Annotated in this window: 28 protein-coding genes; 20 read left to right on the forward strand and 8 right to left on the reverse strand. The window is 36.4% G+C overall.

Annotated features, from left to right (window positions below; all coding sequences use genetic code 11):
- Window positions 1–143 precede the first annotated feature (143 nt).
- Window positions 144–578 (forward strand): hemerythrin domain-containing protein, encoded by a 435-nt coding sequence (locus G530_RS0111400; RefSeq protein WP_026934662.1) that lies wholly within the window; start codon window positions 144–146, stop codon window positions 576–578.
- Window positions 579–610: 32 nt separating this feature from the next.
- On the opposite strand, the gene G530_RS0111405 is transcribed toward G530_RS0111400, so the two are convergent.
- Window positions 611–1,918, reverse strand: a complete 1,308-nt coding sequence (locus G530_RS0111405; protein ID WP_026934663.1) for an NAD(P)/FAD-dependent oxidoreductase — start codon at window positions 1,916–1,918, stop codon at window positions 611–613.
- A gap of 126 nt (window positions 1,919–2,044) precedes the next feature.
- Here G530_RS0111405 and G530_RS0111410 point away from each other — a divergent pair, with 126 nt between their 5' ends.
- Both G530_RS0111410 and G530_RS0111415 read left to right on the forward strand, forming a co-directional pair.
- Window positions 2,045–2,539: an RNA polymerase sigma factor gene (locus G530_RS0111410; RefSeq protein ID WP_026934664.1), complete on the forward strand. Its 495-nt coding sequence runs from the start codon at window positions 2,045–2,047 to the stop codon at window positions 2,537–2,539.
- A gap of 6 nt (window positions 2,540–2,545) precedes the next feature.
- Window positions 2,546–3,184 (forward strand): hypothetical protein, encoded by a 639-nt coding sequence (locus tag G530_RS0111415; protein WP_026934665.1) that lies wholly within the window; start codon window positions 2,546–2,548, stop codon window positions 3,182–3,184.
- 210 nt (window positions 3,185–3,394) lie between these two features.
- Here G530_RS0111415 and G530_RS0111420 read toward each other — a convergent pair whose 3' ends face one another.
- Both G530_RS0111420 and G530_RS0111425 read right to left on the reverse strand, forming a co-directional pair.
- The gene (locus tag G530_RS0111420) at window positions 3,395–4,198 is read right to left on the reverse strand and encodes a lysophospholipid acyltransferase family protein (RefSeq protein WP_026934666.1); all 804 of its coding nucleotides are present in this window, start codon (window positions 4,196–4,198) and stop codon (window positions 3,395–3,397) included.
- Between the two features lie 166 nt (window positions 4,199–4,364).
- Window positions 4,365–5,003 (reverse strand): NUDIX hydrolase, encoded by a 639-nt coding sequence (locus tag G530_RS0111425; RefSeq protein WP_026934667.1) that lies wholly within the window; start codon window positions 5,001–5,003, stop codon window positions 4,365–4,367.
- On the opposite strand from G530_RS0111425, the gene G530_RS0111430 reads away from it, so the two are divergent.
- Entirely contained in the window at window positions 5,002–5,775 is a 774-nt protein-coding gene (locus G530_RS0111430) for a peptidylprolyl isomerase (RefSeq protein WP_026934668.1), read from the forward strand. The two genes, G530_RS0111425 and G530_RS0111430, sit on opposite strands and share 2 nt — an antisense overlap.
- Here the strand turns inward: G530_RS0111430 and G530_RS0111435 are convergent, their stop codons facing one another.
- Window positions 5,776–6,489 (reverse strand): RDD family protein, encoded by a 714-nt coding sequence (locus G530_RS0111435; RefSeq protein ID WP_026934669.1) that lies wholly within the window; start codon window positions 6,487–6,489, stop codon window positions 5,776–5,778. It abuts the gene before it with no gap.
- 34 nt (window positions 6,490–6,523) lie between these two features.
- Here G530_RS0111435 and G530_RS0111440 point away from each other — a divergent pair, with 34 nt between their 5' ends.
- The 8 genes from G530_RS0111440 to G530_RS0111475 all read left to right on the forward strand — a co-directional run bounded on the left by G530_RS0111440 (window position 6,524) and on the right by G530_RS0111475 (window position 14,245).
- A complete protein-coding gene (locus tag G530_RS0111440; RefSeq protein WP_035716250.1) occupies window positions 6,524–7,516 on the forward strand; it encodes a stage II sporulation protein M in 993 nt (330 codons plus the stop codon).
- Window positions 7,479–8,339 carry a YciC family protein gene (locus G530_RS0111445; RefSeq protein ID WP_026934671.1) on the forward strand — a complete coding sequence of 287 codons (861 nt, stop codon included), beginning with the start codon at window positions 7,479–7,481 and terminating at the stop codon, window positions 8,337–8,339. Before G530_RS0111440 ends, G530_RS0111445 begins: the two co-directional genes overlap by 38 nt.
- Window positions 8,340–8,341: 2 nt before the next feature.
- Complete coding sequence (locus G530_RS16845; RefSeq protein WP_156888624.1) at window positions 8,342–9,103, forward strand: DUF4129 domain-containing protein; 762 nt, start codon at window positions 8,342–8,344, stop codon at window positions 9,101–9,103.
- Complete coding sequence (locus tag G530_RS0111455; RefSeq protein ID WP_026934672.1) at window positions 9,096–10,289, forward strand: DUF4350 domain-containing protein; 1,194 nt, start codon at window positions 9,096–9,098, stop codon at window positions 10,287–10,289. Before G530_RS16845 ends, G530_RS0111455 begins: the two co-directional genes overlap by 8 nt.
- Entirely contained in the window at window positions 10,282–11,286 is a 1,005-nt protein-coding gene (locus G530_RS0111460) for an AAA family ATPase (RefSeq protein ID WP_026934673.1), read from the forward strand. Before G530_RS0111455 ends, G530_RS0111460 begins: the two co-directional genes overlap by 8 nt.
- Complete coding sequence (locus tag G530_RS0111465; protein WP_026934674.1) at window positions 11,286–12,617, forward strand: DUF58 domain-containing protein; 1,332 nt, start codon at window positions 11,286–11,288, stop codon at window positions 12,615–12,617. The genes G530_RS0111460 and G530_RS0111465 overlap by 1 nt, the downstream gene beginning before the upstream one ends.
- A gap of 102 nt (window positions 12,618–12,719) precedes the next feature.
- Window positions 12,720–13,136: a DUF2141 domain-containing protein gene (locus tag G530_RS0111470; protein ID WP_026934675.1), complete on the forward strand. Its 417-nt coding sequence runs from the start codon at window positions 12,720–12,722 to the stop codon at window positions 13,134–13,136.
- Between the two features lie 149 nt (window positions 13,137–13,285).
- Entirely contained in the window at window positions 13,286–14,245 is a 960-nt protein-coding gene (locus tag G530_RS0111475) for a LysR substrate-binding domain-containing protein (RefSeq protein ID WP_026934676.1), read from the forward strand.
- A 27-nt stretch (window positions 14,246–14,272) separates the two neighbouring features.
- Here G530_RS0111475 and G530_RS0111480 read toward each other — a convergent pair whose 3' ends face one another.
- The 3 genes from G530_RS0111480 to G530_RS0111490 all read right to left on the reverse strand — a co-directional run bounded on the left by G530_RS0111480 (window position 14,273) and on the right by G530_RS0111490 (window position 15,933).
- The gene (locus G530_RS0111480) at window positions 14,273–14,470 is read right to left on the reverse strand and encodes a hypothetical protein (protein ID WP_026934677.1); all 198 of its coding nucleotides are present in this window, start codon (window positions 14,468–14,470) and stop codon (window positions 14,273–14,275) included.
- A 135-nt stretch (window positions 14,471–14,605) separates the two neighbouring features.
- Window positions 14,606–15,406 (reverse strand): TIGR00266 family protein, encoded by an 801-nt coding sequence (locus tag G530_RS0111485; RefSeq protein ID WP_026934678.1) that lies wholly within the window; start codon window positions 15,404–15,406, stop codon window positions 14,606–14,608.
- A gap of 65 nt (window positions 15,407–15,471) precedes the next feature.
- Complete coding sequence (locus G530_RS0111490) at window positions 15,472–15,933, reverse strand: DUF4442 domain-containing protein (RefSeq protein WP_026934679.1); 462 nt, start codon at window positions 15,931–15,933, stop codon at window positions 15,472–15,474.
- Window positions 15,934–16,256: 323 nt separating this feature from the next.
- On the opposite strand from G530_RS0111490, the gene G530_RS0111495 reads away from it, so the two are divergent.
- The 6 genes from G530_RS0111495 to G530_RS0111520 all read left to right on the forward strand — a co-directional run bounded on the left by G530_RS0111495 (window position 16,257) and on the right by G530_RS0111520 (window position 20,333).
- Window positions 16,257–16,796, forward strand: a complete 540-nt coding sequence (locus tag G530_RS0111495) for a DUF4870 domain-containing protein (protein ID WP_026934680.1) — start codon at window positions 16,257–16,259, stop codon at window positions 16,794–16,796.
- Window positions 16,793–17,137, forward strand: coding sequence for a PadR family transcriptional regulator (locus tag G530_RS0111500; RefSeq protein WP_026934681.1), 345 nt, complete (start codon window positions 16,793–16,795; stop codon window positions 17,135–17,137). The genes G530_RS0111495 and G530_RS0111500 overlap by 4 nt, the downstream gene beginning before the upstream one ends.
- The gene (locus tag G530_RS0111505; RefSeq protein WP_026934682.1) at window positions 17,130–18,893 is read left to right on the forward strand and encodes a PspC domain-containing protein; all 1,764 of its coding nucleotides are present in this window, start codon (window positions 17,130–17,132) and stop codon (window positions 18,891–18,893) included. The genes G530_RS0111500 and G530_RS0111505 overlap by 8 nt, the downstream gene beginning before the upstream one ends.
- The gene (locus G530_RS17640; RefSeq protein ID WP_156888625.1) at window positions 18,890–19,045 is read left to right on the forward strand and encodes a hypothetical protein; all 156 of its coding nucleotides are present in this window, start codon (window positions 18,890–18,892) and stop codon (window positions 19,043–19,045) included. Before G530_RS0111505 ends, G530_RS17640 begins: the two co-directional genes overlap by 4 nt.
- Before the next feature lie 65 nt (window positions 19,046–19,110).
- Entirely contained in the window at window positions 19,111–19,953 is an 843-nt protein-coding gene (locus G530_RS0111515; RefSeq protein ID WP_026934683.1) for a GIN domain-containing protein, read from the forward strand.
- 80 nt (window positions 19,954–20,033) lie between these two features.
- Window positions 20,034–20,333, forward strand: a complete 300-nt coding sequence (locus G530_RS0111520) for a hypothetical protein (RefSeq protein WP_026934684.1) — start codon at window positions 20,034–20,036, stop codon at window positions 20,331–20,333.
- Window positions 20,334–20,398: 65 nt separating this feature from the next.
- Here G530_RS0111520 and trxB read toward each other — a convergent pair whose 3' ends face one another.
- Window positions 20,399–21,391 carry a thioredoxin-disulfide reductase gene (gene trxB, locus G530_RS0111525; protein ID WP_026934685.1) on the reverse strand — a complete coding sequence of 331 codons (993 nt, stop codon included), beginning with the start codon at window positions 21,389–21,391 and terminating at the stop codon, window positions 20,399–20,401.
- Window positions 21,392–21,548: 157 nt separating this feature from the next.
- On the opposite strand from trxB, the gene G530_RS0111530 reads away from it, so the two are divergent.
- Both G530_RS0111530 and G530_RS0111535 read left to right on the forward strand, forming a co-directional pair.
- Window positions 21,549–22,190: a trimeric intracellular cation channel family protein gene (locus tag G530_RS0111530; protein ID WP_035716254.1), complete on the forward strand. Its 642-nt coding sequence runs from the start codon at window positions 21,549–21,551 to the stop codon at window positions 22,188–22,190.
- A 39-nt stretch (window positions 22,191–22,229) separates the two neighbouring features.
- On the forward strand, window positions 22,230–22,958 hold the full coding sequence (locus G530_RS0111535) for a LytR/AlgR family response regulator transcription factor (RefSeq protein WP_051199771.1): 729 nt from the start codon (window positions 22,230–22,232) through the stop codon (window positions 22,956–22,958).
- Window positions 22,959–23,145: the final 187 nt, after the last annotated feature.

Below are 23,145 nucleotides of genomic sequence, written 5' to 3' on the forward strand. Positions count from 1 at the left end.
CTAGATCGAAAACTAAACTTCTGAATTGTCAATTTTCCATTCCGAATTGTATTCTTATCTCGATTTTGGCTTTTCAACCTGAAAATTAAATAATCTTTAACATTTAAATGAATAACTTGAGGTCAAATCCAAAAAATTAAATAATGACCATTTTTGAAGCCTTAAGACAGGAGCACGAAATACAAAGAGATCTTATAGATAAATTGATCAAAACTGAAGGAAAGACCGAAGAGAGAAAGAAATTATTTGAAGATCTAAAACACGAATTAAAAATTCATGAAGATGCAGAAGAACGCCACTTTTACATTCCGTTAATGGAAAAGGATATGACCCAGGAAAAGGCAAGGCATAGTGTTGCAGAACATCATGAAATGGATGAACTGGTGGAGCAACTAGAAGATACAGAGATGGATGCTTCAAATTGGTTAAAATTAGCCAAAGATCTGGAACATCAACTAATTCATCACCTCGATGAAGAAGAACATGAGGTTTTTCAAATGGCTGGTAAAGTGCTAACCGATAAACAAAAAACAGATCTGGCTTCAGATTATAACAAAGAGATTCGCAAGAATAGATAATTAAAAAGCCCCGCTAATTTGCGGGGCTTCTTTTATACTTTTTCTTTGTCCATGGTCATTTTCTCTTCGTGACCTTTAAATGGTCTTATAATTAACCTGGCTGCTTTATCAAAGTTAACATAATTGTATATCCAGTTAAAGAATGTAACTGTTCTATTTCTAAAACCTACCAGAAACCATAGATGAACGAACATCCAAACGAACCAGGCAAAGAATCCTGAGAATTTCCATTTATGTAGGTCTACAACTGCCCTGTTTCTACCAACAGTAGCCATGGTTCCTTTATCAAAATATTCAAAAGGTTCCAGTTTTTCACCTCTTATTAGATGCTTTATATTCTTAGCCAGATGCTTCCCTTGCTGAATAGCCGGCTGAGCTACCATAGGATGACCTTTAGGGAAATCTTCAGTTTGCATTAGAGCGATATCCCCTATTGCGAAAATATTTTCATAACCATTAACCTGGTTAAAGGCATTTACTTCATAACGATTGGCTTTTTCTACCATGGCTGAAGCATTCAAACCTGCGACAGGAGCCCCGGTAACACCAGCAGACCAGATAAATGTTTCGGTTTTAATGGCCAGCTCAGTATTTGTGTCTACAAGATGCCCATCATAATTCTCCACCATAGTATTTAAATGGATCTTAACCCCAAGCTCTTCCAGCATCTCATGAGCTTTCTTAGAAGCGTGTTCACTCATTGGAGGTAAAACACGATCTAATCCCTCTAAGAGGTGAATATTCATTTCATTAGGATCCAGATCTGGATAATCCTTAGGTACAATATGATTACGTAATTCAGCAATTGCACCACTAAGTTCAACACCAGTAGGTCCTGCACCAGCAAGTACAAAATTTAATAATGCTTTACGTTTCTCAGGATCATCTGTAATGGTCGCCTGTTCTAAATTCTCCAGGATCAAACTTCTAATATTTAAAGCCTGAGGGACTGTTTTCATCCACATTCCATGCTCTTCTATACTGTCATTTCCAAAAAAATTGGTTTTAGAACCTGTAGCGATCACAAGATAATCATAGATTAGATCACCAATATTGGTGTGAACTGTATTTTTTTCGGCAGAAATTGAAGTAACTTCAGCTAACCTGAAAAAACATTTTTCACTTGATCTGGTTATTTTACGTAGCGGGTAGGCTATAGAATCTGGTTCAAGACCAGAAGTTGAAACCTGATATAATAGAGGTTGAAAAGTATGATAGTTATGCCTGTCTAAAAGCACCATTTGCATATCTTCTTTTAGCACCTTTCTAGCTAGAGCCATTCCGGCAAAACCCCCTCCTATAATTACTACTCTGGGTAAGTCGGTTTTTGGGATATTCATAAATTCGGCTGGTTTTACTCAAATTTACTATTTATACAAGGAATGAAGGATGGATTAACTTTAAATTAAAGTTTTTTGTAACATAGCAATTCATTTAACTACCTATTACTTGCTAACCAAACATTCGTGAACAAAGAATTAGAACATCAGTTTGTAACAAATCTGGAGAAACACCAGAATATTGCACATAAAATCTGCCGTATCTATACTAATGATCAGGATTCGCATAACGATCTTTTTCAGGAAATCACAATACAGTTATGGAAAGCATATCCTAAGTTTCGAGGCGATTCAAAGTTTAGTACCTGGATGTACAGGGTTGCCCTGAATACTGCAATTACATTATATCGTAAGAAAAAGAGGAGTATAAAGACTCAGGATTATGACAATTTCCATTTTAAAATTAAGGCCGAAGAATATGATGATGCCGCGGAAAGGCATTTAAAGTTGATGTATGACGCAGTAAAACAATTGAATGATATTGATAAGGCCTTGGTCTTTCTATATCTGGAAGATAAAAATTATGCTGAGATCTCTGATACCCTTGGGATCACAGAAGTTAATGCAAGAGTGAAAATGAACAGGGTAAAAACAAAATTAAAGAACATTATTAATCCTTGATAAATTATGGATGACTTAGATCTATTAAAAGAGGATTGGAAAAAGCAGGAAAAAAGCCTGCCCCATCTTTCTTACAATGAAATTTATAAGATGATCTGGAAGAAATCTTCCTCGATAGTAAAATGGATTTTTGTGATTAGTATCCTCGAATTTTTCCTGGGAGCTATATTGAATATTGTCCTTGCCGATAAAGAGTATTGGCAACAAATGGAAAAATATAATCTTACTGAATTTACCATAATAGTATATATTGTAAGTTACCTGATCACCTTTTACTTTATCTATAGATTTTACCGCAATTATAAAAGGATTTCTACTACCGATAATGCATCCCTGTTGATGAAGAACATTCTTAGAACAAGGAAAACGGTTAAGTACTATATCGGATTTATATTGATATCAAGCGGTATAGTTTTTCTTATAACGATGACCTTAATGCTTCGCAACCATGCTATAGATGCTGAATCTACCACCAGAGATATGTCTTTTGACACTACACAATGGTTAATTTTTATTGGAGGAACCCTTTTAGCCCTTGCTATATTATTAGGAGTGATCTGGCTTATCTATAGAGTTGTATATGGAATTTTACTTCGTAGACTATATAAAAACTATAAAGAGCTTAAGAAGCTGGAAATGGAATAGGTTGAAGTGAGAAGTATTTAAAATTATCGTAATTGAGCTGCAACTTTCAGAATCTAATCTTTTAAGGAAAGTATCTCATTTAGCAACTCAATGCCAGACTGAGCTTGTCGAAGGCTGATTTAGACTTTATAATTTATAAAATATCAAATTTACTTTTGAAAACCATATAAACTGAGTCTACAGCTTAAAACTTATCGCTTAAAATCACCCTTAATACCCCCAGCGGCGCTGTTCATTGAGATCTTCCATCGCCTGGATCTCTTCTGAAGGGATTACCTTGAGGAAAGAAGGATGTTGCTCTATAGCATATTCCAGCTTATTTACAATCTCCTCGATACTTTCATTTTCATAATCTATATCCAGAGGCTCTTTGATCTGAAAAGTTTGAAGTATCCCTCTTTTCTTTATTCGAAGCCCTTTTTTATCAAAAGATCTTCTAAATCCATCTATCACAATTGGGATAACAATTGGCTTATGGTTTTTGATGATATGAGCAGTTCCTTTACGAATAGGTTTGAATGGTTTCGTTGTTCCCTGCGGAAATGTGATCACCCAGCCATCATCTAAGGCCGTACCAATATTTTCAGTATCGTTAGGATTAACCTCTCTCTTAATTTCCTGTCCTTTGGCTCTCCAGGTACGTTCTACAGTGATCGCTCCGGCGTACGCCATAATTCTGGCTAACAAACCGGCTTTCATAGTTTCTTTAGCAGCCACGTAGTAAATGTTCATTTTTGGTTGCCAGATGTATCCAACATTTTTAATACTATCTACCCTTCCGCTTAAACTAGCATTAAAAACATGGAACATTGCTGTAACGTCAGCGAAATAAGTTTGATGATTAGAAACGAAAAGCACATTGGTACCAGGTAGATTTTTGATGATCTCTGAGCCTTCTATCTGCAATTCATTATAACCTCTATACCTTCTATGCGTTAAAACTCCGAAAATGCGGATCAACCACTTTTTCAAAATTAAATAATGTCCAAATGGATTCTTTTTGAATAATCCCATTGCTGATCTTATTTTTATACCGCGTTCTTTCTTCAGCTTTCTTAGAACCAGCGGCAAATATAATAATTAGATTAACATTCCTATAACACTTTACGAATCCAAAGTATTCCAAAATTCATTTTTTAACCACATAATTGAGAAGATGTTCAGAACCTTACTTGAAGATTTATATCTTTAAGAGCAGTTCTCTTATTTCACTTAACATCATCCCGGTGGCACCCCAAACAACATAGCCATTAAGCCTATAAGCGGGAACTTCAATTTCTTTAGCGTAAGAAGTACTTAAATTCTCTGTGATCATATTGTCATCATTTAAAAAATCACTGAGTTTTACTTCGAGTATTTCCTCCACTTCGGTTTCCTGTGCGACCATTTGAGGGGTAGTTTTTAATAATCCTATATAAGGCTGAACCCAGAAATTTGAAGGCGGAATATAAAGTCTGGAAAGTTTTTTAACCACTTCTATTTCGTTTTGAGGTATTCCCACCTCTTCTTCAGTCTCTCTTAGCGCAGTCTCCTCCAGATCTTTATCTATTTCCTCTACCCTTCCTCCAGGAAAGCCTACCTGGTTGGAATGTACACCTTTATAGGTTTTCCTTAATATTAACACCAGCCTGGTTACATTTTCATTATCAGGATAAAATACGGCCATTACACCGGCCTCCTGAGGATTCCTTGCAGACATATCTATTTCATCAAGTTCATTGATCCTGATCAAAGGAGCCAGTTTTCTATGCGCAGATTCTCCGGGAAGCTGCATTTTTTTTAACTTTGAAATCCGGTTTCTAAAAATTTCAAATTCCATGTTCAAACAGCTTTCTTTTGTAGCAATTCTTTTAGTTCTCTTTTTCGCAAGTTGTGAAGATAAGGAAACTTCCTCGAAAAAAGGGGTATCCCAATCTCCGGAAGCGTTAAAAGCTCAACAGAAAGAGGACTCTATTCAAAGAGCACGAGATAGTATTTTTGAATTGCGCAAACAAGAATTAGCGCGTAAGGATAAGCAAACCATGATAGAGAAGAATGATATGTTTCCAATCGTTCAGGAGGAACTTATCCCTACCCTTACCCAATACGGTAAAAACAACCAGGAAACAAGGGTTAGGATAAAAACCAAATTTGGGAATATAGAGGTGCAACTTTATCGTGATACTCCGTTGCATAGAGCAAATTTTATTATGCTTGTTAAAAACCAGTATTTCAATAATACCTTTTTTCATAGGGTAGCACCAGGTTTTGTGATCCAGGGAGGAAATGCCGATAATCAGATTACTGCCAGTAGTCGTGGAGATGTTGGAAATTATCTAATTCCTAGCGAATTTGAAGCCGGACATAAACATACTTATGGCTCATTTTCTGCCGCAAAATATTCTGAACAAAACGTAAGTAAAGCTTCCTCTCCTTTCGAATTCTTTATCGTAATGGATAAAAATGGTACACCACACTTAAATAACGATCATACGGTTTACGGAAAAGTTATTCGAGGAATGGATGTAGCCGAGAAGATCGCCCAGGTTAAAACTGGAGATTCAGAATGGCCCATAGATAATGTGGAAATGGATATTGAGATTTTGAATTAATTATTGCTGAGTGTAATAATTATAATCATTGATCACTCTTTGCACGAAATCCATAGGTCTTTCATCAACTTGAATATCCATTAGATCTGCGAGCTTTCCGCTTAAAGAAAGAATAATATGATGTTGGCCTTCTCTCCTGGCTTGTTGATATATATTCTTCACTTCCTGAATGTCCTGGTCATTTAAAACTGTAACCTGAGGATATTTTGGCTGATAGTTCTCAGGCAGGTCTACCCCTAACGTATTTTCGATGTTTACTTTCTTTTTTTCAGAAATAACTGTGGTACCACCAGCAATATCTCCTAATCTTTGTCCCTTACCGTTAAGCAATATAGTAACCACTGCAATACCTCCCATGGTAATGCTAATATCAATAAATCTAAGCAACCATCTAACGAGGTAATTTGAAAATTGTGGTCTTGAACCATCCTTTTTTACAACCTTGATCTGAAGCAGGGCTTTCCCTGGTGTTCTCCCGTTCCAGAAGGTTTCCCAAAGTAAGAAGTACAGGAATGGAGGTAAACCCAAAACAAAATAGTACATGATCTCACTGCTACCATCACCTTTAAGACCCGCCATCACAAGAGAGGCCATGATGATGTAGATCACCATTATGGAGATATCTACCAGAAAAGCAAGGATACGCTCACCTATTCCCGCCACATTCTGTTCAATACTTATATTTTGGGCAGTTTCAATTTGAAAGTTATCCATTAAATATGTTACTTTGGGTTTTATTCAATTAACGATGCGCGAGGCTGCTTTTGTCAGGCAAAATAAAGATAAATGGGTTAAGTATGAAAGTCTCCTGCAAAATAATAGAACCCTTTCCCCAGAAAGACTATCAGATCTTTATGTAGATCTTAGTGATGATCTTAGTTACTCTAAAACCTTTTATCCAAAAAGCAATACCATGAGATATTTAAATACTCTGGCATCTGCTGCTCATCAAAAGATATATAGTTCTAAAAAAGAATCAGGAAACAGGATTATTACATTTTTCACCAAAGAATTCCCTTCTGAATTTCATAAGTACCAGAAACAATTACTCTTAAGCTTTTTAATATTCGCTTTATTCAGTGTGATAGGCGCTTTTAGTTCAGCTTCAGACGCAGCTTTTGTTAGGTCTATTCTTGGAGATGCTTATATGAATATGACCCTGGAGAATATCGCAAATAATGATCCTATGGCGGTTTATAAGAAAATGTCTGAAACAGATATGTTTTTGGGAATCACCATCAATAATATCAAAGTTTCTTTACTGGCTTTTTCTATGGGTGTTCTGGCTGGAATTGGCACGGTTTATTTGTTGATGCAAAATGCTATCATGCTGGGTAGTTTTCAATATTTCTTTTACGAAAAAGGCTTATTATGGGAGTCTGCACGCACCATCTGGATCCATGGAACTATTGAGATCTCTGTAATAATAGTAGCAGGATGTGCAGGTTTGGTTGTGGGGAAAAGTATACTTTTCCCTGGCACTTATTCCAGGCTGAAATCCTTTACCATGGGAGTGAAAAGCGGGTTGAAAATTGTGGTTAGCACCATACCCTTTTTCATCATTGCTGGATTCCTGGAAGGTTTTGTTACCAGGCTAACTTCAATGCCAGATTTTGCAGCCATATTGATCATTTCAACCTCTTTATTACTCATCTTATTTTACTACGTTTACTATCCTTTATACCTATTTAAAAAATCTAAAAATGAGCCCCGAATTAATTCAGTTCAAGAAACAGCATGAGTTGGGAGAGATCCTAAGTTTAACATTCATATTCTTAAGGCAAAATTATAAAGCTGCCGGTAAGATCTTCATCAAGATCGTAGGACCTGCATTTTTGCTATTAATCGCTGCGGCTACTTACTATGCGTGGTCTTCTATTGGCACTTCATTCTTTTCAACCTCAGGAATAGAAGGCTCTGATTTTCTATTATCCTTCGGCTTAATGATGTTAGCATATATGCTTTACGTTTCAACCATGACAGGAACCGTTTATCACATTATCCTATCCTATATTAATAATCAAGGTGAAATTATCTCTTCAGAAGTTACCGCAGGTATGAAAGCAGATTTCGGAAAACTACTTTTGCTAACTCTTATCTCATGGATACTGATCTTTGCCGGAATGATATTATTCATCATTCCCGGTATTTACCTTTTTGTCCCTTTAAGTTTAACTACCGCAATTCTAGTTTTTAGACGTGAGGGAGTTATGGAAAGCATTTCCCAGGCCTTCAGGTTAATAAAGGAAAACTGGTGGATGACTTTCGCCACCTTACTTTGTATAGGGATCATTGTCTATCTAATAAGCCTCGTATTTCAACTACCTTTTATTATTTATATCTTCTTTCGTGCTTTTACAGTTGCCAGTGAAGGATCTGCGGCAGATCCTGCCGAAATGTTAGGCACGGGATATGTGATCCTCAATATATTCACTTCTACCATACAGTATCTTATTTACAGTATTACCCCTATTGGAGTTGCTTTCGTCTATTTTAATTTGAATGAAAAGCAGAACTTTACCGGTACTTACGAATCTATTCAGAACCTGGGAAATAATAATTAGTCTTGAAAAACGGTATTCTTATCATTATTCTATGTCTTTTCTTCGGAAGTATTTATCCGCAGAAAAATGACACAATGAATGTTGATAGGAAGATACAGTATGATAAGACTGAAGATCTTACGCCTCTGAAGTTTGACCAGCAGAAGATCGAAGCTTATAAAACCCAGAAGGAATTTGATTATATCAATGCTGAAGAAAAAGACAATTGGTGGACACGTTTTAAGAAATGGATCAATGCAAAGTATAATCAATTAAAGAACTGGTTGTTTGGAAGTTATGAGCCAAATAGTTTACTGGCATTTATAATAGCTATCATCCCATTTGTCCTCCTACTCATTTTTCTAGTTTTAGTGGCGTGGCTATTCTCCAGGTTAAATCCCGGAGGACGTATTCTCCAAACACCAAAAACGAGTGAAGTTTTTCTAACCGAAGAAGAAGAACTGGTTAAAAGTCAGGATTTACCGGCTTTGATAAAAGAGGCTGTATTAAATGGAGAGTTCAGGCTGGCAGTGCGCTATTATTATCTTAATGAGCTAAGAAAACTTGATGAACTGCATCTAATAAAATACGAATATCAAAAGACCAATAAAGATTATTCTGAAGAGATAAAAGATGAAGCTATAAGAAAGCACTTTTATGAAATCACCAAACTTTACGAATTTATCTGGTATGGAAGTTTTCAGGTTTCAGAAACCGATTACAGACTTGTAGAAAGAGGGTTTCTACGAATGGAAAAGGTATTAAATTCTGTTGGCTATGAATAGAACCTATAAGATCGCTTTGGGGCTTTTCTTACTCCTCATCGTATCCCTGGCCTGGCTGGAAAGTACTGAACCAGATCCTATAAACTGGACCCCTAGCTTCACTGCTAAAGACAGGATACCACTGGGTGCATTCGTATTTTACGATAGCTGGAAAAACGGGCAGGATAGCATTACTGATATTAAGCTGCCTCCTTATGAGTATATAAATAATTCACCTGCTTCCGGGACCTATTTTTTTCTGAATAACTATATCAACTTTGATGATAAGGAGCTGGACGATTTACTTGATTGGATTTCAAAAGGTAATAAACTGTTTATTTCAGCCTACGATTTTGGTCATAATCTCACCGATACTTTAAATCTGGAAACCGCTTCTTTTATTAGCTCAGAAGGATTTAAATCCAGACCACAGCTCAACTTGGTAAATTCTAATTTACAATTTGAAAAACCCCTGGAATTTGATCAGGATCTGCCGGCAGTATTCTTCCAGGAAATTGATACTACAAAAAATGTAGTTCTGGGAACAGCAACTTTTGGAAATAAAGATCCCGAAGAAAAGATCAATTTTATAAAGACGACTTTTGGTGAAGGTGAGATCTATTTGCACTCCACCCCACAGGCATTCAGTAATTATTTTTTACTTAAAGACCGCAATTACCAGTACTCTGAGGCAGTGTTATCATACTTAACCGGGCAACATATTCTTTGGGATGCTTATTACAAATCTGGCAAAGGCTTTTTTACTTCGCCCTTATATATATTATTAAACAATCGCCCTTTAAAATGGGCTTACTATTTTGTTCTTATTTCTTCAATTCTCTTTGTCCTGTTTGAAGGAAAAAGGAAGCAAAGATCTATTCCAGTGGTAGATCCCCCTGTGAACAAGTCTTATGAGTTTACTGAAACTATTTCAAACTTATATTTAGAACAAAAGAAATTTCACGAACTTGGGCTTAAGAAGATCGCTTTATTCAAAGAATATATACGAACACATTACAGGCTGGACCCATCGCATATCAATGCGCAATTTTATAAAGATCTTGCTTTGAAAAGCGAAAATAGCATTGAGGATACCAAAGAGCTTTTTGAACATATCTTTAATTTCCAGGAGCAAAAGAAAAATAACAAAGATGAGTTCTTTGAGCTATCAAAAAACATAAATACATTTAAAACTAAGCATGGATAATCAGGAAATGAACCATAAAGAAGACGAGATCAAATTCGAAAACCGAATTCCTCTGGAAGGCCTAAAGGAATCTGTAACCAACCTGAAAACTCAACTTTCTAAAGTGATCGTTGGCCAGGAAAACTTCGTGGAATTGCTTATCGTAGGACTTTTATCTAATGGGCACGTTTTAATTGAAGGCGTACCTGGAGTAGCTAAAACCATTACTGCTAAGTTATTTGCTAAATGTCTGCAGACTGATTTCAGCAGAATCCAGTTCACACCAGACCTAATGCCTAGTGATGTCCTGGGAACATCAGTTTTCAACATGAAGACTTCTGACTTTGAATTTAAAAAGGGTCCTATTTTTTCAAATATCATCCTTATAGATGAAATAAACCGTGCTCCCGCCAAAACTCAGGCGGCACTTTTTGAGGTTATGGAAGAACGCCAGATCACCATTGATGGAAAAAGGTACAAGATGGAAGCTCCTTTTATGGTATTGGCCACTCAAAACCCTATAGAACAGGAAGGAACATATGCGTTACCCGAGGCTCAACTGGACAGATTTCTATTTAAAATTGAAGTAGGTTATCCAGATTTTGAAGACGAAGTACAGATCCTAAAAACTCACCATGAGAGAAAAGGTAAACTACCTGAAACAGAGATCGAAGCGGTGCTAAGTCCTGAGAAGATTTCTGAATTAAGAGACCAGATCCATGAGATCATTATTGAAGAAAAGCTATTGAATTATATCGCTGAGCTGATCAATAAAACACGGAATCATCCTCATTTATATCTTGGGGCCAGCCCACGTGCGTCTATTGCAGTTATGAATGCCGCTAAGGCTTTTGCCGCTATCAACGGTCGAGATTTTGTGATCCCGGAAGACATAAAGAACTCATTAAAACCAGTAATTGGTCACCGCCTGATCTTATCTCCAGATAGGGAGATGGAAGGAATGACCACAGGTAATGTTATAGATATGATCGCTCAATCTGTAGAAATTCCTCGCTAGTGCTTAGATTCCTTAGATCTTTATATTTTGGCAGAAGGCTGTTTTACGCCCTTTTCGGTATTTCTATACTTTTTCTGATCTCATTCTGGATAGAATTTCTTTACAGTATAACCTGGATCCTTACAGCAATTTTAGGAGTATTACTTTTTTCAGATATAGTAGCCTTATTCAAGGGTTTTCCTATTTCTGCTGAAAGATATTTACCGGAAAAGTTTTCCAATTCAGATGAAAATGGGGTGAAAATTAAAATTCAGAATAAATATGGCTTTAAAGTATATTCTGAAGTGATCGATGAGATTCCTGTTCAGTTTCAAAAAAGGGACTTTTTAAGGTCTATTGAACTGCCAGCACATCATACTGTAAATTTTGAATATCAATTAAAACCACTAAAGCGCGGGGAATATATTTTTGGAAATCTGAATATTTATATTACAACTTTTCTAAAACTGGCAAAGAGGAAATTTGTTTTTAATAAAGACCAGATGGTCAAGGTTTATCCATCCTTTATTCAAATGAAAAAACTTGATTTCCTGGCAATGGATCAAAAGATAAGCCTGCATGGTATTAAACGTATTCGCCGGATTGGCCATACCATGGAATTCGAACAGATAAAAGAATATGTACGTGGAGATGATGTAAGAACGATCAACTGGAAAGCTACCGCAAAACAGGGTAACCTTATGGTGAACCAATTTCAGGATGAGCGATCGCAACCGGTATATTCTATTATAGACTGCGGAAGAATGATGAAAATGCCATTTGAAGGGCTAAGTTTACTTGATTATGCTATTAATAGCTCTCTCGCCTTCTCTAATGTAGCTTTAAAGAAAAAGGATAAGGTAGGTATGTTATCCTTTTCAAATAAAATAGATAACCTTCAAAAAGCCAGTTCGAAACTGCGTCAGTTAAACCGAATCATGCAAGCCTTATATAATGTAAATACCGGGTTTTATGATAGTGATTTCAGCTTATTATACTCCAGGGTTAAAAAACATTTGAGCCATCGGAGCCTTTTAATGATCTATACCAATTTTGAACATATGTCTGGCTTACAGAGACAACTTCCGTTTTTAAAAGCCCTGGCCAAACAACATCTTGTGGTGGTGATCTTCTTTGAAAATACCGAGATCACTAAATTAACAAATATCACTCCCGCTAATATTAGTGAAAGCGCTCACCAAACTGTGGCTGAACAATTTTCACATAATAAATTATTAATGGTCAAGGAACTGCAAAGGCATGGCGTGCAAACACTTCTTACCAAACCTGCCGACCTAAGTATCAATGCTATAAATAAATACCTGGAGATCAAATCCAGGGGAATGCTCTAATAATTACGATTCAGTTTTAAAATATTACAGTTCAGTAAAAAGAATTTCTAGACATAAGTCTTTGAACCTAAGTTTGTTTCATAATCAAAAAACAATAGAATTATGAAAACATTAGCCGTATTATTCGCATTAATAGTAGGATCTATAGTTCACGGGCAAACCGAAGGAACTGGAAACATCACTGCAACCGTAACGAATGTAAATGGAACTGAAGGAAAGGTTAGGTTTGGCCTTTATAGCGCAGACAGCTTTATGAAAACTGCTCCCGAATTTTCTGTAGACGCCAATGTAATAGATGGAAAGGCCATTGCTAAATTTGAAGGTGTACCTGCGGGAACTTATGCAGTCCTGGTGATGCACGACAAGAATGATAACGGTAAAATGGATTTTGATACAAACGGAATGCCGTTGGAAAGTTATGGATCTAGCGGAAATACGATGCCTTACGGCCCTCCAGTATGGGAAGAATCGAAATTTGAATATAGTGGTGAAAAGAAAGAAATAGAGATAAGGTTCTAAATGATAAAATTATTCAATAACAATTCATCAATTATTTAATCATCATTAAACCCTTCTTCATCAGGAAGGGTTTTCTAATAGATAAAACTAAGTTAAACGTCATTTAAAATAAGAAAAACTTATACCTTTGTAATAGAAAATTTCTAAAGATGACAATTACCCAACTCCATTATGTTCTTGCTGTTGCAGAACATAAAAACTTTACCAAAGCCGCTCAAAAGGTTTTTGTAACCCAGCCTACTTTAAGTATGCAGATCCAGAAACTGGAAGAAGAACTTGAAGTCACCATCTTTGACCGGACTAAAAAACCAATTCAGCTTACTGAAGTTGGTGAAAAAATAGTGCAACAGGCACGTAATATTGTAAATGAGAGCGATAGAATTCAGGATATCGTAGATCAGCAAAAAGGATTTATTGGAGGAGTTTTTAGATTAGGGGTTATTCCTACTATTATGCCTACCCTACTACCTATGTTCATTGGTAGTTTCATAAAAAAATATCCAAAAGTAAAGTTGAAAATAGAAGAACTTCATACTGAAGCTATACTGGAGAAATTAAAGGAAGGACACCTGGATGCGGCCATTGCCGCTACACCTCTGGAAATTGAAGGAATCAAGGAAAATGTTCTTTATTATGAGCCATTTGTTCCATATATCCCACAAGAGTTTAACAATGTAAGTTCTGATAAGATAAATGTAGAAGATCTGGACATTAATAAGATCCTTTTACTGGAGGATGGGCATTGTTTTAAAGACGGTATCATTAACCTTTGTAAAGCGTCCAGAGATTACGGCGATGACCAGTTGCAACTAGAAAGTGGTAGTTTCGAAACGCTTATTAAACTGGCAAATGAAGGTTTAGGCATGACTTTACTTCCATATTTGCATACCCTGGATCTTAAGGATTCAGAGAAAAAGAACTTGAAAATGTTTCAGGATCCGGTACCAGCACGTGAAGTGAGTCTTATCTATCATAGAAGTGAACTAAAAATGCAGATCATCGAGGCTATTAGAAGTACAATAGCTGGCGTAGTGAAGGGTGCAATTACCTTTCAGAATGTGAAGATCATTAGTCCGCTCAATAAAAAGAAAGAATACAACACAAATTAAAAAAGCGACTTTAAGCCGCTTTTCTCTTTAAGTATTTAAATAAATTAAACATTGATTTAATTCTGGATTCTGCCTGGTTAACGCAACTATCCACAATCTTAATTCCTCGATTTCATGAGGAAGTAAGCGTTGAATAGCTTTTTTAACCTCCTTACAGAACAAGCTCGCATCAAAACTTACTTTTGCAAGTATCGTCTTGGTGTATTCAAACATCGCTCTCGCCATAATTTGAAATTGATTTAAGTTAGAGTTAGGTTGATAAAAATGAGTAGAATTATACTATAGGCAGTTAAATATTTTAATTAGCTAAATATAGTAAACCTTTACCATTTTAACAATTGTTTTAGTGTTTTAATACTATTAAAAGCGATTATCACCACTAATAACATCTCCTATACCACCAAGGATACTACCTTCACCCTTATCCTTACCTCCACCCTGTGGCGCAGCCTGGTGAATTCTACTAGCAAGCCTGCTAAATGGTAAAGACTGTATATAAACAGTTCCTGGACCGGTTAAGGTTGCAAAAAATAATCCCTCTCCGCCAAACAATGTATTTCGAATTCCACCAATGAATTCAATATCGTAATCTACAGTCTGATCAAAACCTATAATACAGCCTGTATCCACCTTCAATTTTTCACCTGGTTTTAATTCCTTTTCAGCCATGGTCCCACCTGCGTGAACAAAAGCCATCCCATCCCCTTCTACTTTCTGCATGATAAAACCTTCCCCACCAAAGAATCCTCTACCCAGTTTTTTACTGAATTCAATTCCAATGGAAACACCTTTTGCTGCACATAAGAAAGCATCCTTCTGGCAAATGAATTTCCCATTAAAACGCGTTAGGTCTATGGGAATTACCTTGCCCGGGTATGGTGATGCAAAGCTTATTTTCTTCTTACCCTGAACTTCATTTGAAAATATGGTCATAAAAAGACTCTCCCCGGTAAGCAAGCGCTTACCTGCTCCAAGAACTTTCCCTAAGAAACCTTCGTTTTGTTTAGAACCGTCTCCAAATATGGTATCCATTTTAATACCATTATCCATCATCATAAAGTTACCAGCTTCAGCAATGACAGCTTCCTGAGGATCTAATTCCAGTTCTACATATTGCATTTCCTCTCCAAAGATCTGGTAGTCTATTTCGTGTGCATTCATACTTATTGTTTTTTTTGATTGATGATTAATTCTTCAATATATAAGTAGCAAACGAGAATGTTATGTTACTTCTTTGACTTTAGTTTAACAGTCCACTCAAATTCAAATACTGCCACATCTACTCCATCTTCATTAACTCCCACAGATTTCATCCAGAAAGTTTGTCCTTCTCCTGTTACTATAGTTTTCTGCAAAGCTTCGTTTACTTTATTTCCATCAAAACAGGTAAATCTAATTTTACCGGTTGCTTTTTTGGTGAATTCTGCTTTGTTCTGAGCTACCAGCATAGATATCTTTTTATTAGAAGCCTGTATTTTATTCATAACTAAAGCACCTGTACTTAATTCTGCCGCCATTGCCTGAACAGCGAAATACATGGAGTTAAAAGGATTTTGATTGATCCATTTATGCTTTACTCCCACGGCACATTCAGTTGCATCTATATGTTTTACCCGTACCCCACATAACCAGGCACTTGGTAATTTCAACATAAGAAAAGAGTTTAATTTGGAGGGAGATAGCTTCATTTAAAAAGGTTTTCGTTTGAATTTTCCATAAAAGTAACAAATAACTACCAGTATTCAATTCTTAATCTTTTGTTAATTTTTAGTACTATGTGTTGCATAATACCTTCTTTTAGATATATATTTGTATAAGATTCTAATAGGTTATAAACTTATCAATCAAAATCATCATGAAAAAATCATCTCACAATCAGTCAAATGGATCAGCTTTAACGGCTAATCCCAGTTTTACGAAAACACAGGTTTATTTAGCTGTAGCATTTATCTATATCTACATTATCACCACAATATTCTTTTAATATCAATCAAAATAAAATCAACCAATAATGACCTCAGCAACCATCAAGGACAATAAAACACTGACTACCGTAATTCATCTATCGGTATTCACAAAATACTTCATACCACTTGGGAATTTCATATTCCCGATGTTGTTATGGCTCGCACGCAGACAGGATCCCTTTGTAGATCATCACGGAAGAAATGCGCTGAATTTCCAGATAAGCATGTTCCTTTACACAGTTTTCATTGTCGCAGTAGGAGCTGCTACATTCATCTATTTTGGAATGAGGTTTACTATTGGAGAACCACTATTTTTTGAACGGGATTCATTTGTAATAGAAAAGTTCTCTGATGCCCTGCCCTTTTTCATCATTGCAGGGATACTTGGGATAATTTTACTGGGGCTTTTCATCCTTGAATTATTTGCAGTCATCAATGCAAGTATCAAGGCTAACGAGGGCAAGTTGTATAGTTATCCACTAACCATCAATTTTTTAGGTTCGGAAAATCCGGACGGCAACAATCATCAATCTAATCAATCAAGAAATGAACAGTTTAATGACACCCAAAAACAAACACTATGAAGATTGAAAATACCAAAGCCCAAATGCGTAAGGGTGTACTGGAATACTGTATTCTCTCGGTTCTCCGGGATGAAGATGCCTACGTGGCCGAGATTCTGGATACGTTAAAAGACGCAAAGCTACTGGTAGTAGAAGGAACTATTTATCCATTACTCACCAGGCTTAAAAATGCAGGACTTCTCAATTACAGATGGGAAGAATCCACCAGTGGGCCGCCAAGGAAATATTACGGTCTCACAGAAACCGGAAAAATATTTCTCAGGGAACTTACAGTTACCTGGGAAGAACTGCAAACTGCAGTTAATATCGTAACCACTCAAAAAAAGAAGAACCATGAATAAGACAGTAAATATAAATCTTGCCGGCACATTCTTTCATATAGATGAGGATGCTTATGCCAGACTACAACGATATCTGGAGGCCATAAGGCATTCATTTTCTAATACGCAGGGTCGTGATGAGATCATCTCAGATATCGAAGCTCGTATTGCTGAATTATTTAATGAGAAAGTCAAGAATGACCGTCAGGTTATCAGCATTAAAGAAGTAGAAGAGGTAATTACTATCATGGGGCAACCCGAAGATTATATGGTAGATGAGGAGATCTTTGAAGATGAACCTAAAAGAACAAAATCTACTAAGACCGTAGGGAAGCAACTATTTCGTGATACCGAAAATGGTCATGTAGGTGGAGTATCTTCGGGACTTGGACATTACCTGGGAATTGAAGCTATCTGGGTGAGATTATTATGGGTCTTGCTTACGATATTTTCTAGTGGAGCCTTTGTACTTATATACATCGCCTTCTGGATTTTTGTTCCAGAAGCTAAAACCACGGCAGATAAACTGGCCATGCGCGGAGAGGAGGTAACCGTCAGCAATATCGAGAAGAAGATACGTGAGGGTTTTCACGAGGTTTCAGATAGTATAAAAAATGTAGACTATGAGAAATATGGCAAGCAGGCAAGCGCCGGTGCCAATTCTGCAGCTACAACCCTTGGTGGGATCATCAAGTTCTGTCTGAAACTATTTGTAAAGTTCATTGGTATCTTATTATTATTGATCGCAGGATCTACACTTATAGCACTATTCGTAGGATTATTTGCAGTGGGAACCTTTGGAATTATCGAAGCACCATGGACAGATTATATAGACATGGTGAATAGTGGAGCTCCAATCTGGATAATTTCATTGTTAACATTCTTTGCAGTAGGAATTCCTTTCTTCTTCCTTTTCGTTCTTGGACTGAAGATATTAGTGAAAAACCTAAAATCTATTGGTAGAATAGCATTGCTTACACTTTTGGGATTATGGTTAATATCAGTAATTGGTTTAGTGGTAGTTGGAGTAAGCCAGGCTACTAACCGCGCCTTTGATGGCGAGGTTGCCCAAACTGAAAAGTTAACTATAACCCCTACAGATACTGTTTTCCTTAGAATGAGGCATAATAATGAATATACCGGGAAAACCTGGAGGAGTTCAAATTTCCGACTTGCCTATGAGGATAATAATAAGATCATTGTGGGTAATGATATTAGATTGATCGTTAAATCTACTAAAGATTCCCTCGGGAAAATGGAGATCTTGAAATTTGCTGAAGGTAAAAATTATACTGATGCAAAAGATAGAGCTTCGAATATTGAGTATTCCACAAGTCTTATAGGTAATGAACTGCTTTTAGATAGTTATTTTACTACAGACTCAAGTTATGGATATCGTGACCAGGAAGTTCAGATCACCTTATACCTGCCTGAAGGAACTACTTTGTATGCAGATGATAACACCTCCTCTTTCCATAAAAATTATGGCTCTTCTGGAGACATTCTGAATAGTGGTGAGGAAGGTCATTTTCTAAAGGTTATGAATAACGAAACTCTTTGTGAAGATTGTCCTGTAGAAACATGGGATAGTGAAGATGACACCTGGGAGGAAGATGGGGAAGACTGGGATACCTCAGATGACTTTAATGCAAGGATCAAGGTAGACGGAGATGAGGTAGATGTTAGAGTTAATGACGAAGGGATTGAGATGAGCGATCAGGACGGAGATCGGGTGAGAATTGACAGTAATAGAATTGAGATAAACAATGAATCATGAGTACTCTTGTAAACCTTGTAATAAGTTTTTTCATGGGGATTCTATTTGGTCACCAGATAGAAGAACCCAGGACCGCTCACTTAGAGTTTCAAAAAGATTCTACAGAGATCTATAAGAAACTTGAAGCCAGACAAAAATTACTGAATTGCTAATCAACTAAGAACAAAAGCCTCTAATTAGAGGCTTTTGTTATATTTGATACATCTAAACCTAATACATGCTCAAAAAACTACCCTTTTTACTACTCATTATCTTCTGCTCCTGTAAGGCCCAGGAAAAGATCAAAGGCAGCAGAGATGTAAAAACAGAACAATACGATCTCACCCCCTTTCACTCAATTCAGGCTAAAGGTGAATTCAAAATAGGTATTCTAAAAGGAAGCCGACCCATGATAGAGATCAAGGCAGATGATAATCTACATGATCTTATCCAGACCGACGTAATTGACGGGGTTCTATACATCAAACCTATAAAGGAATTTAGCCGGGAGAAAGCACAGGAATTGAAGATCACTTTTTCAGATACTTTAAAAGATGTGCTGCTGGCAGGAAAAGTTGAATTAGAATCACTACAGGATCTTTTTCTTGGAGATTTTAAATTAGTGACCAGAAAAGAAGCTAAGGCATTTATCACACTTACTGCCAAAGATTTTGACCTGACACAAAATGATGATGCAAAATCTGAATTGAATGTAACGGCAAACAATGTCACCTTTCAGTTAAACCAGTCTTCAGAATTAAAAGCACTGGTAAACTCACCTGTTTTTAGCCTGGATATCTATGAAAAGGCCTCAGCAAGAATCGATGGGGAAATTGAGAGTTTTAAGGTAAGAGCAGACCAATCTTCTAAATTTGATGGTGAAAATCTTACCAGTATTACGGCTGAATTGCTTGCCCAGGGAAATTCTGAGGTTAAAATCAATGTTACAGATACTCTTAATATAAGAGCTAATGGTACCAGCGAAATAGATATTTACAATGAACCACAGATCAATCTAATAGAATTTAAAGGAGAAGCAGTGATTGCAAAAAAGGAATTCAGTAAAGGTTTATTTAAGTAATTGAATTGCTAAAGTTTTCAAAATTTAAATTGTCAAATTGGTGATTTAGCTAGTTTTACCCGGAAATTAAATCAAATATTATGAAGTATTTATTTAAAACCGGATTCTTACTACTTAGCTTCTCTCTTATCCTTACTTCTTGTAGGAATGAGCAAGAGAATGAAGAAAAGTCTGAGGTTGAAAGGCTCATGGACGATCCGGATAATAAAGTTGAAGTTAAAGATGGTGGAGATAAGATCAAGATCGAAACTGCTGAAGGTGATGAGATCAAGATCAAAAAAGATGATGGAGAATACAAAAAAAAGATCGACCGCGCAGACGGTAGCGAATCTAAAGTAAAGGTTGATGATGGTGAGGTTAAGGTGAAAACCGATAATTAATCCTGAAATCACAAGTATAAAAAAATCCCGCAATTGCGGGATTTTTTTCTCTTAATATATTACAACTAGACTGTTTCCGGTCTTGTTTGAGGTTTTTCTATGTCTTCTTCGGTCTCAATTTCAGCTAAATATCTTTCAGCATCTAAAGCGGCCATACATCCTGTACCAGCAGCAGTTACTGCCTGGCGATATATTTTATCCTGAACATCTCCAGAGGCAAATACTCCAGGGATATTGGTTCTGGTAGATTTACTTTGAGTGATCACATAACCTGTATCATCCATATCCAGCCAGCCTTTGAAAATCTCTGTATTTGGTTTATGCCCAATGGCAACAAAGAATCCGGTGATATCTATTTCTTCTTTCTCCCCAGTTTCATTATTAACCATTCTAAGACCTTCAACAACCTGCTCTCCAAGGATCTCATCAACTTCGGTATTATATCTAAGGTCTATATTCTTAGTATTTTCAACCCTATGTTGCATTGCCTTGGAAGCCTTCATATAGTCCTTACGCACTAACATCGTGACTTTATTACAGATATTTGCAAGGTAAGTAGCTTCTTCTGCAGCAGTATCTCCACCACCAACGATCGCTACATCCTGACCTTTATAAAAGAATCCGTCGCATACTGCACATGCAGATACCCCACCGCCGCGTAATTTCTGTTCACTAGGTAAACCTAAATACTTTGCCGTAGCACCTGTAGAAATGATCACAGATTCAGCTTCGATCCATTTAGAGTTATCTACGCAAGCTCTATGAATTCCACCTACTTCTTTAGAGAAGTCTACTTCGGTGATCATACCAATTCTTACTTCGGTTCCAAAACGCTCTGCCTGCTCCTGTAAATCCATCATCATTTTTGGACCATCAATTCCCTGAGGATAACCCGGGAAATTATCTACTTCAGTAGTGGTAGTAAGCTGTCCTCCTGGTTCCATTCCCGTATACATCAAAGGTTTTAGATCTGCACGAGCAGCATAAATAGCTGCAGTATAACCTGCAGGCCCAGAACCTATAATCAAACACTTAACTCTTTCTATAGTATCACTCATTTTTACTTGTTTTTCACTCTATAAAAGTAGGTAGTTTAGTAGAAAACTTACACCTATTGTTATTAAGATCTTCTATTTGTTGATAAACCTAAAAAATAAAGGCAGAATTCTGCCATGGTTAAAGCAAATTTAAAAGATAAAATTACCTTTGCCAAGCATGGAATTGAGTTTATTTAACATACTGGATATATTGGGAACCATTGCATTCGCTATTTCTGGTGCGCTTTCAGCTATGAACAGAAGGCTGGATCTTTTCGGGATCTTTATTATCGCCTTTGTTACCGCAATTGGTGGTGGTACCGTTAGAGACGTGCTAATTGGAAATAACCCGGTTACCTGGATGGAAAATACCGTATATGTCTATTTAATAGGCGTTGTCACGATATTGGCTATTATCTTCAGAAATAAACTAAACTACCTTAAGAAATCGCTTTTCCTATTTGATACTATTGGTTTGGGTGTCTTCACCATCACAGGTGTTGAAACCGGAATTCAGAATGGTCTTGAACCAATTATATGTGTGGCTTTGGGGGCCATGACCGGTACCTTTGGTGGAGTTATTCGAGATATCTTATGTAATGAAATTCCAGTGATCTTTAGAAAAGAGATCTATGCTACTGCCTGTCTTATTGGTGCTTTAGCCTATGTTATTCTTTTTAACCTGGGTGTAGATGCAGATATCATATATCTGGTGACCACCCTTACAGTTATAAGCATCAGGCTGGTTGTGGTAAAGTATCATATCACCTTACCTTCCTTCTACCCCGTTCATCCTAAAAGCAGTAAAAGAAGATTTTAATAATCTAAATTATTGATTTTCAATAGTTTCAGTATCTTTATGAAAATTTACTGGATGGCCGATCAGGAAAAAATAATTATTGTCGAAAATGATATCCCAATGGCCGCAAGGTTGTCCTTACAACTAAACAGGCTGGGATATAAGATCACGGGTATATTCTCCAGGGCTAAAGATGCCTTACATTTTTTAGAACAGGAGGTTCCAGATCTCATTCTTTTAGACGACAGGTTAAAAGGCCAACTCAATGGGATCGAAACGAATAGTCTCAGGCACAAAAATCCTTCTTCTCCTATTATTTACTTCAATAAGCACACCGCGGCAACTATAGATAGAATCCTTCCGAAAGCATTAAAAACTAAAAAAGACAACCTGAAAAAGGAGATAAAAAGGTCTTTTAAAAAGCTTCAGCAAAATACTCCTAATGAGATCTATGATAAAAATGAACATTGCATTCTAAATGATCGAATCTTTGTAAGACATCATGATAAAATGGTGAGGATCTCTCTGGACGATATACATTATATTGAAGCAGATAGAAATTACTGTAAGGTTTATTCCAAAAATCGCAAGTATCTTTTGGTGACCACTCTCAAGGAAGTTGATGAAAAATTAAATGATAATCGGTTTTTAAGGATTCATCGTTCCTATATCGCGAATATTAGTCATATTGATGAAATTGGAGGAAATCACGTCGTGATTTGCTCGCATTCTCTACCCTTAAGTAAAAACATTAGACCAGAGTTATTTAAACATTTACAGGTTATTTAATTGTAATTAGATAATTCTGATTTCTCTGCAAATTCTTCCTTTTCTACCCGAATGAATTTCAGGATCATATAATGCTCATGATTCACGAAGAAATGAAGTTCTGAAACAAATTCAGAATAGCGTTTTAATGATTAAAGGTATTTTAAAGATGAAATTTTAAACAACTGAGTATTTAAATAACAGGCGT

The organism is Christiangramia echinicola DSM 19838, from assembly GCF_000423065.1.
GTDB classification, from domain to species: domain Bacteria; phylum Bacteroidota; class Bacteroidia; order Flavobacteriales; family Flavobacteriaceae; genus Christiangramia; species Christiangramia echinicola.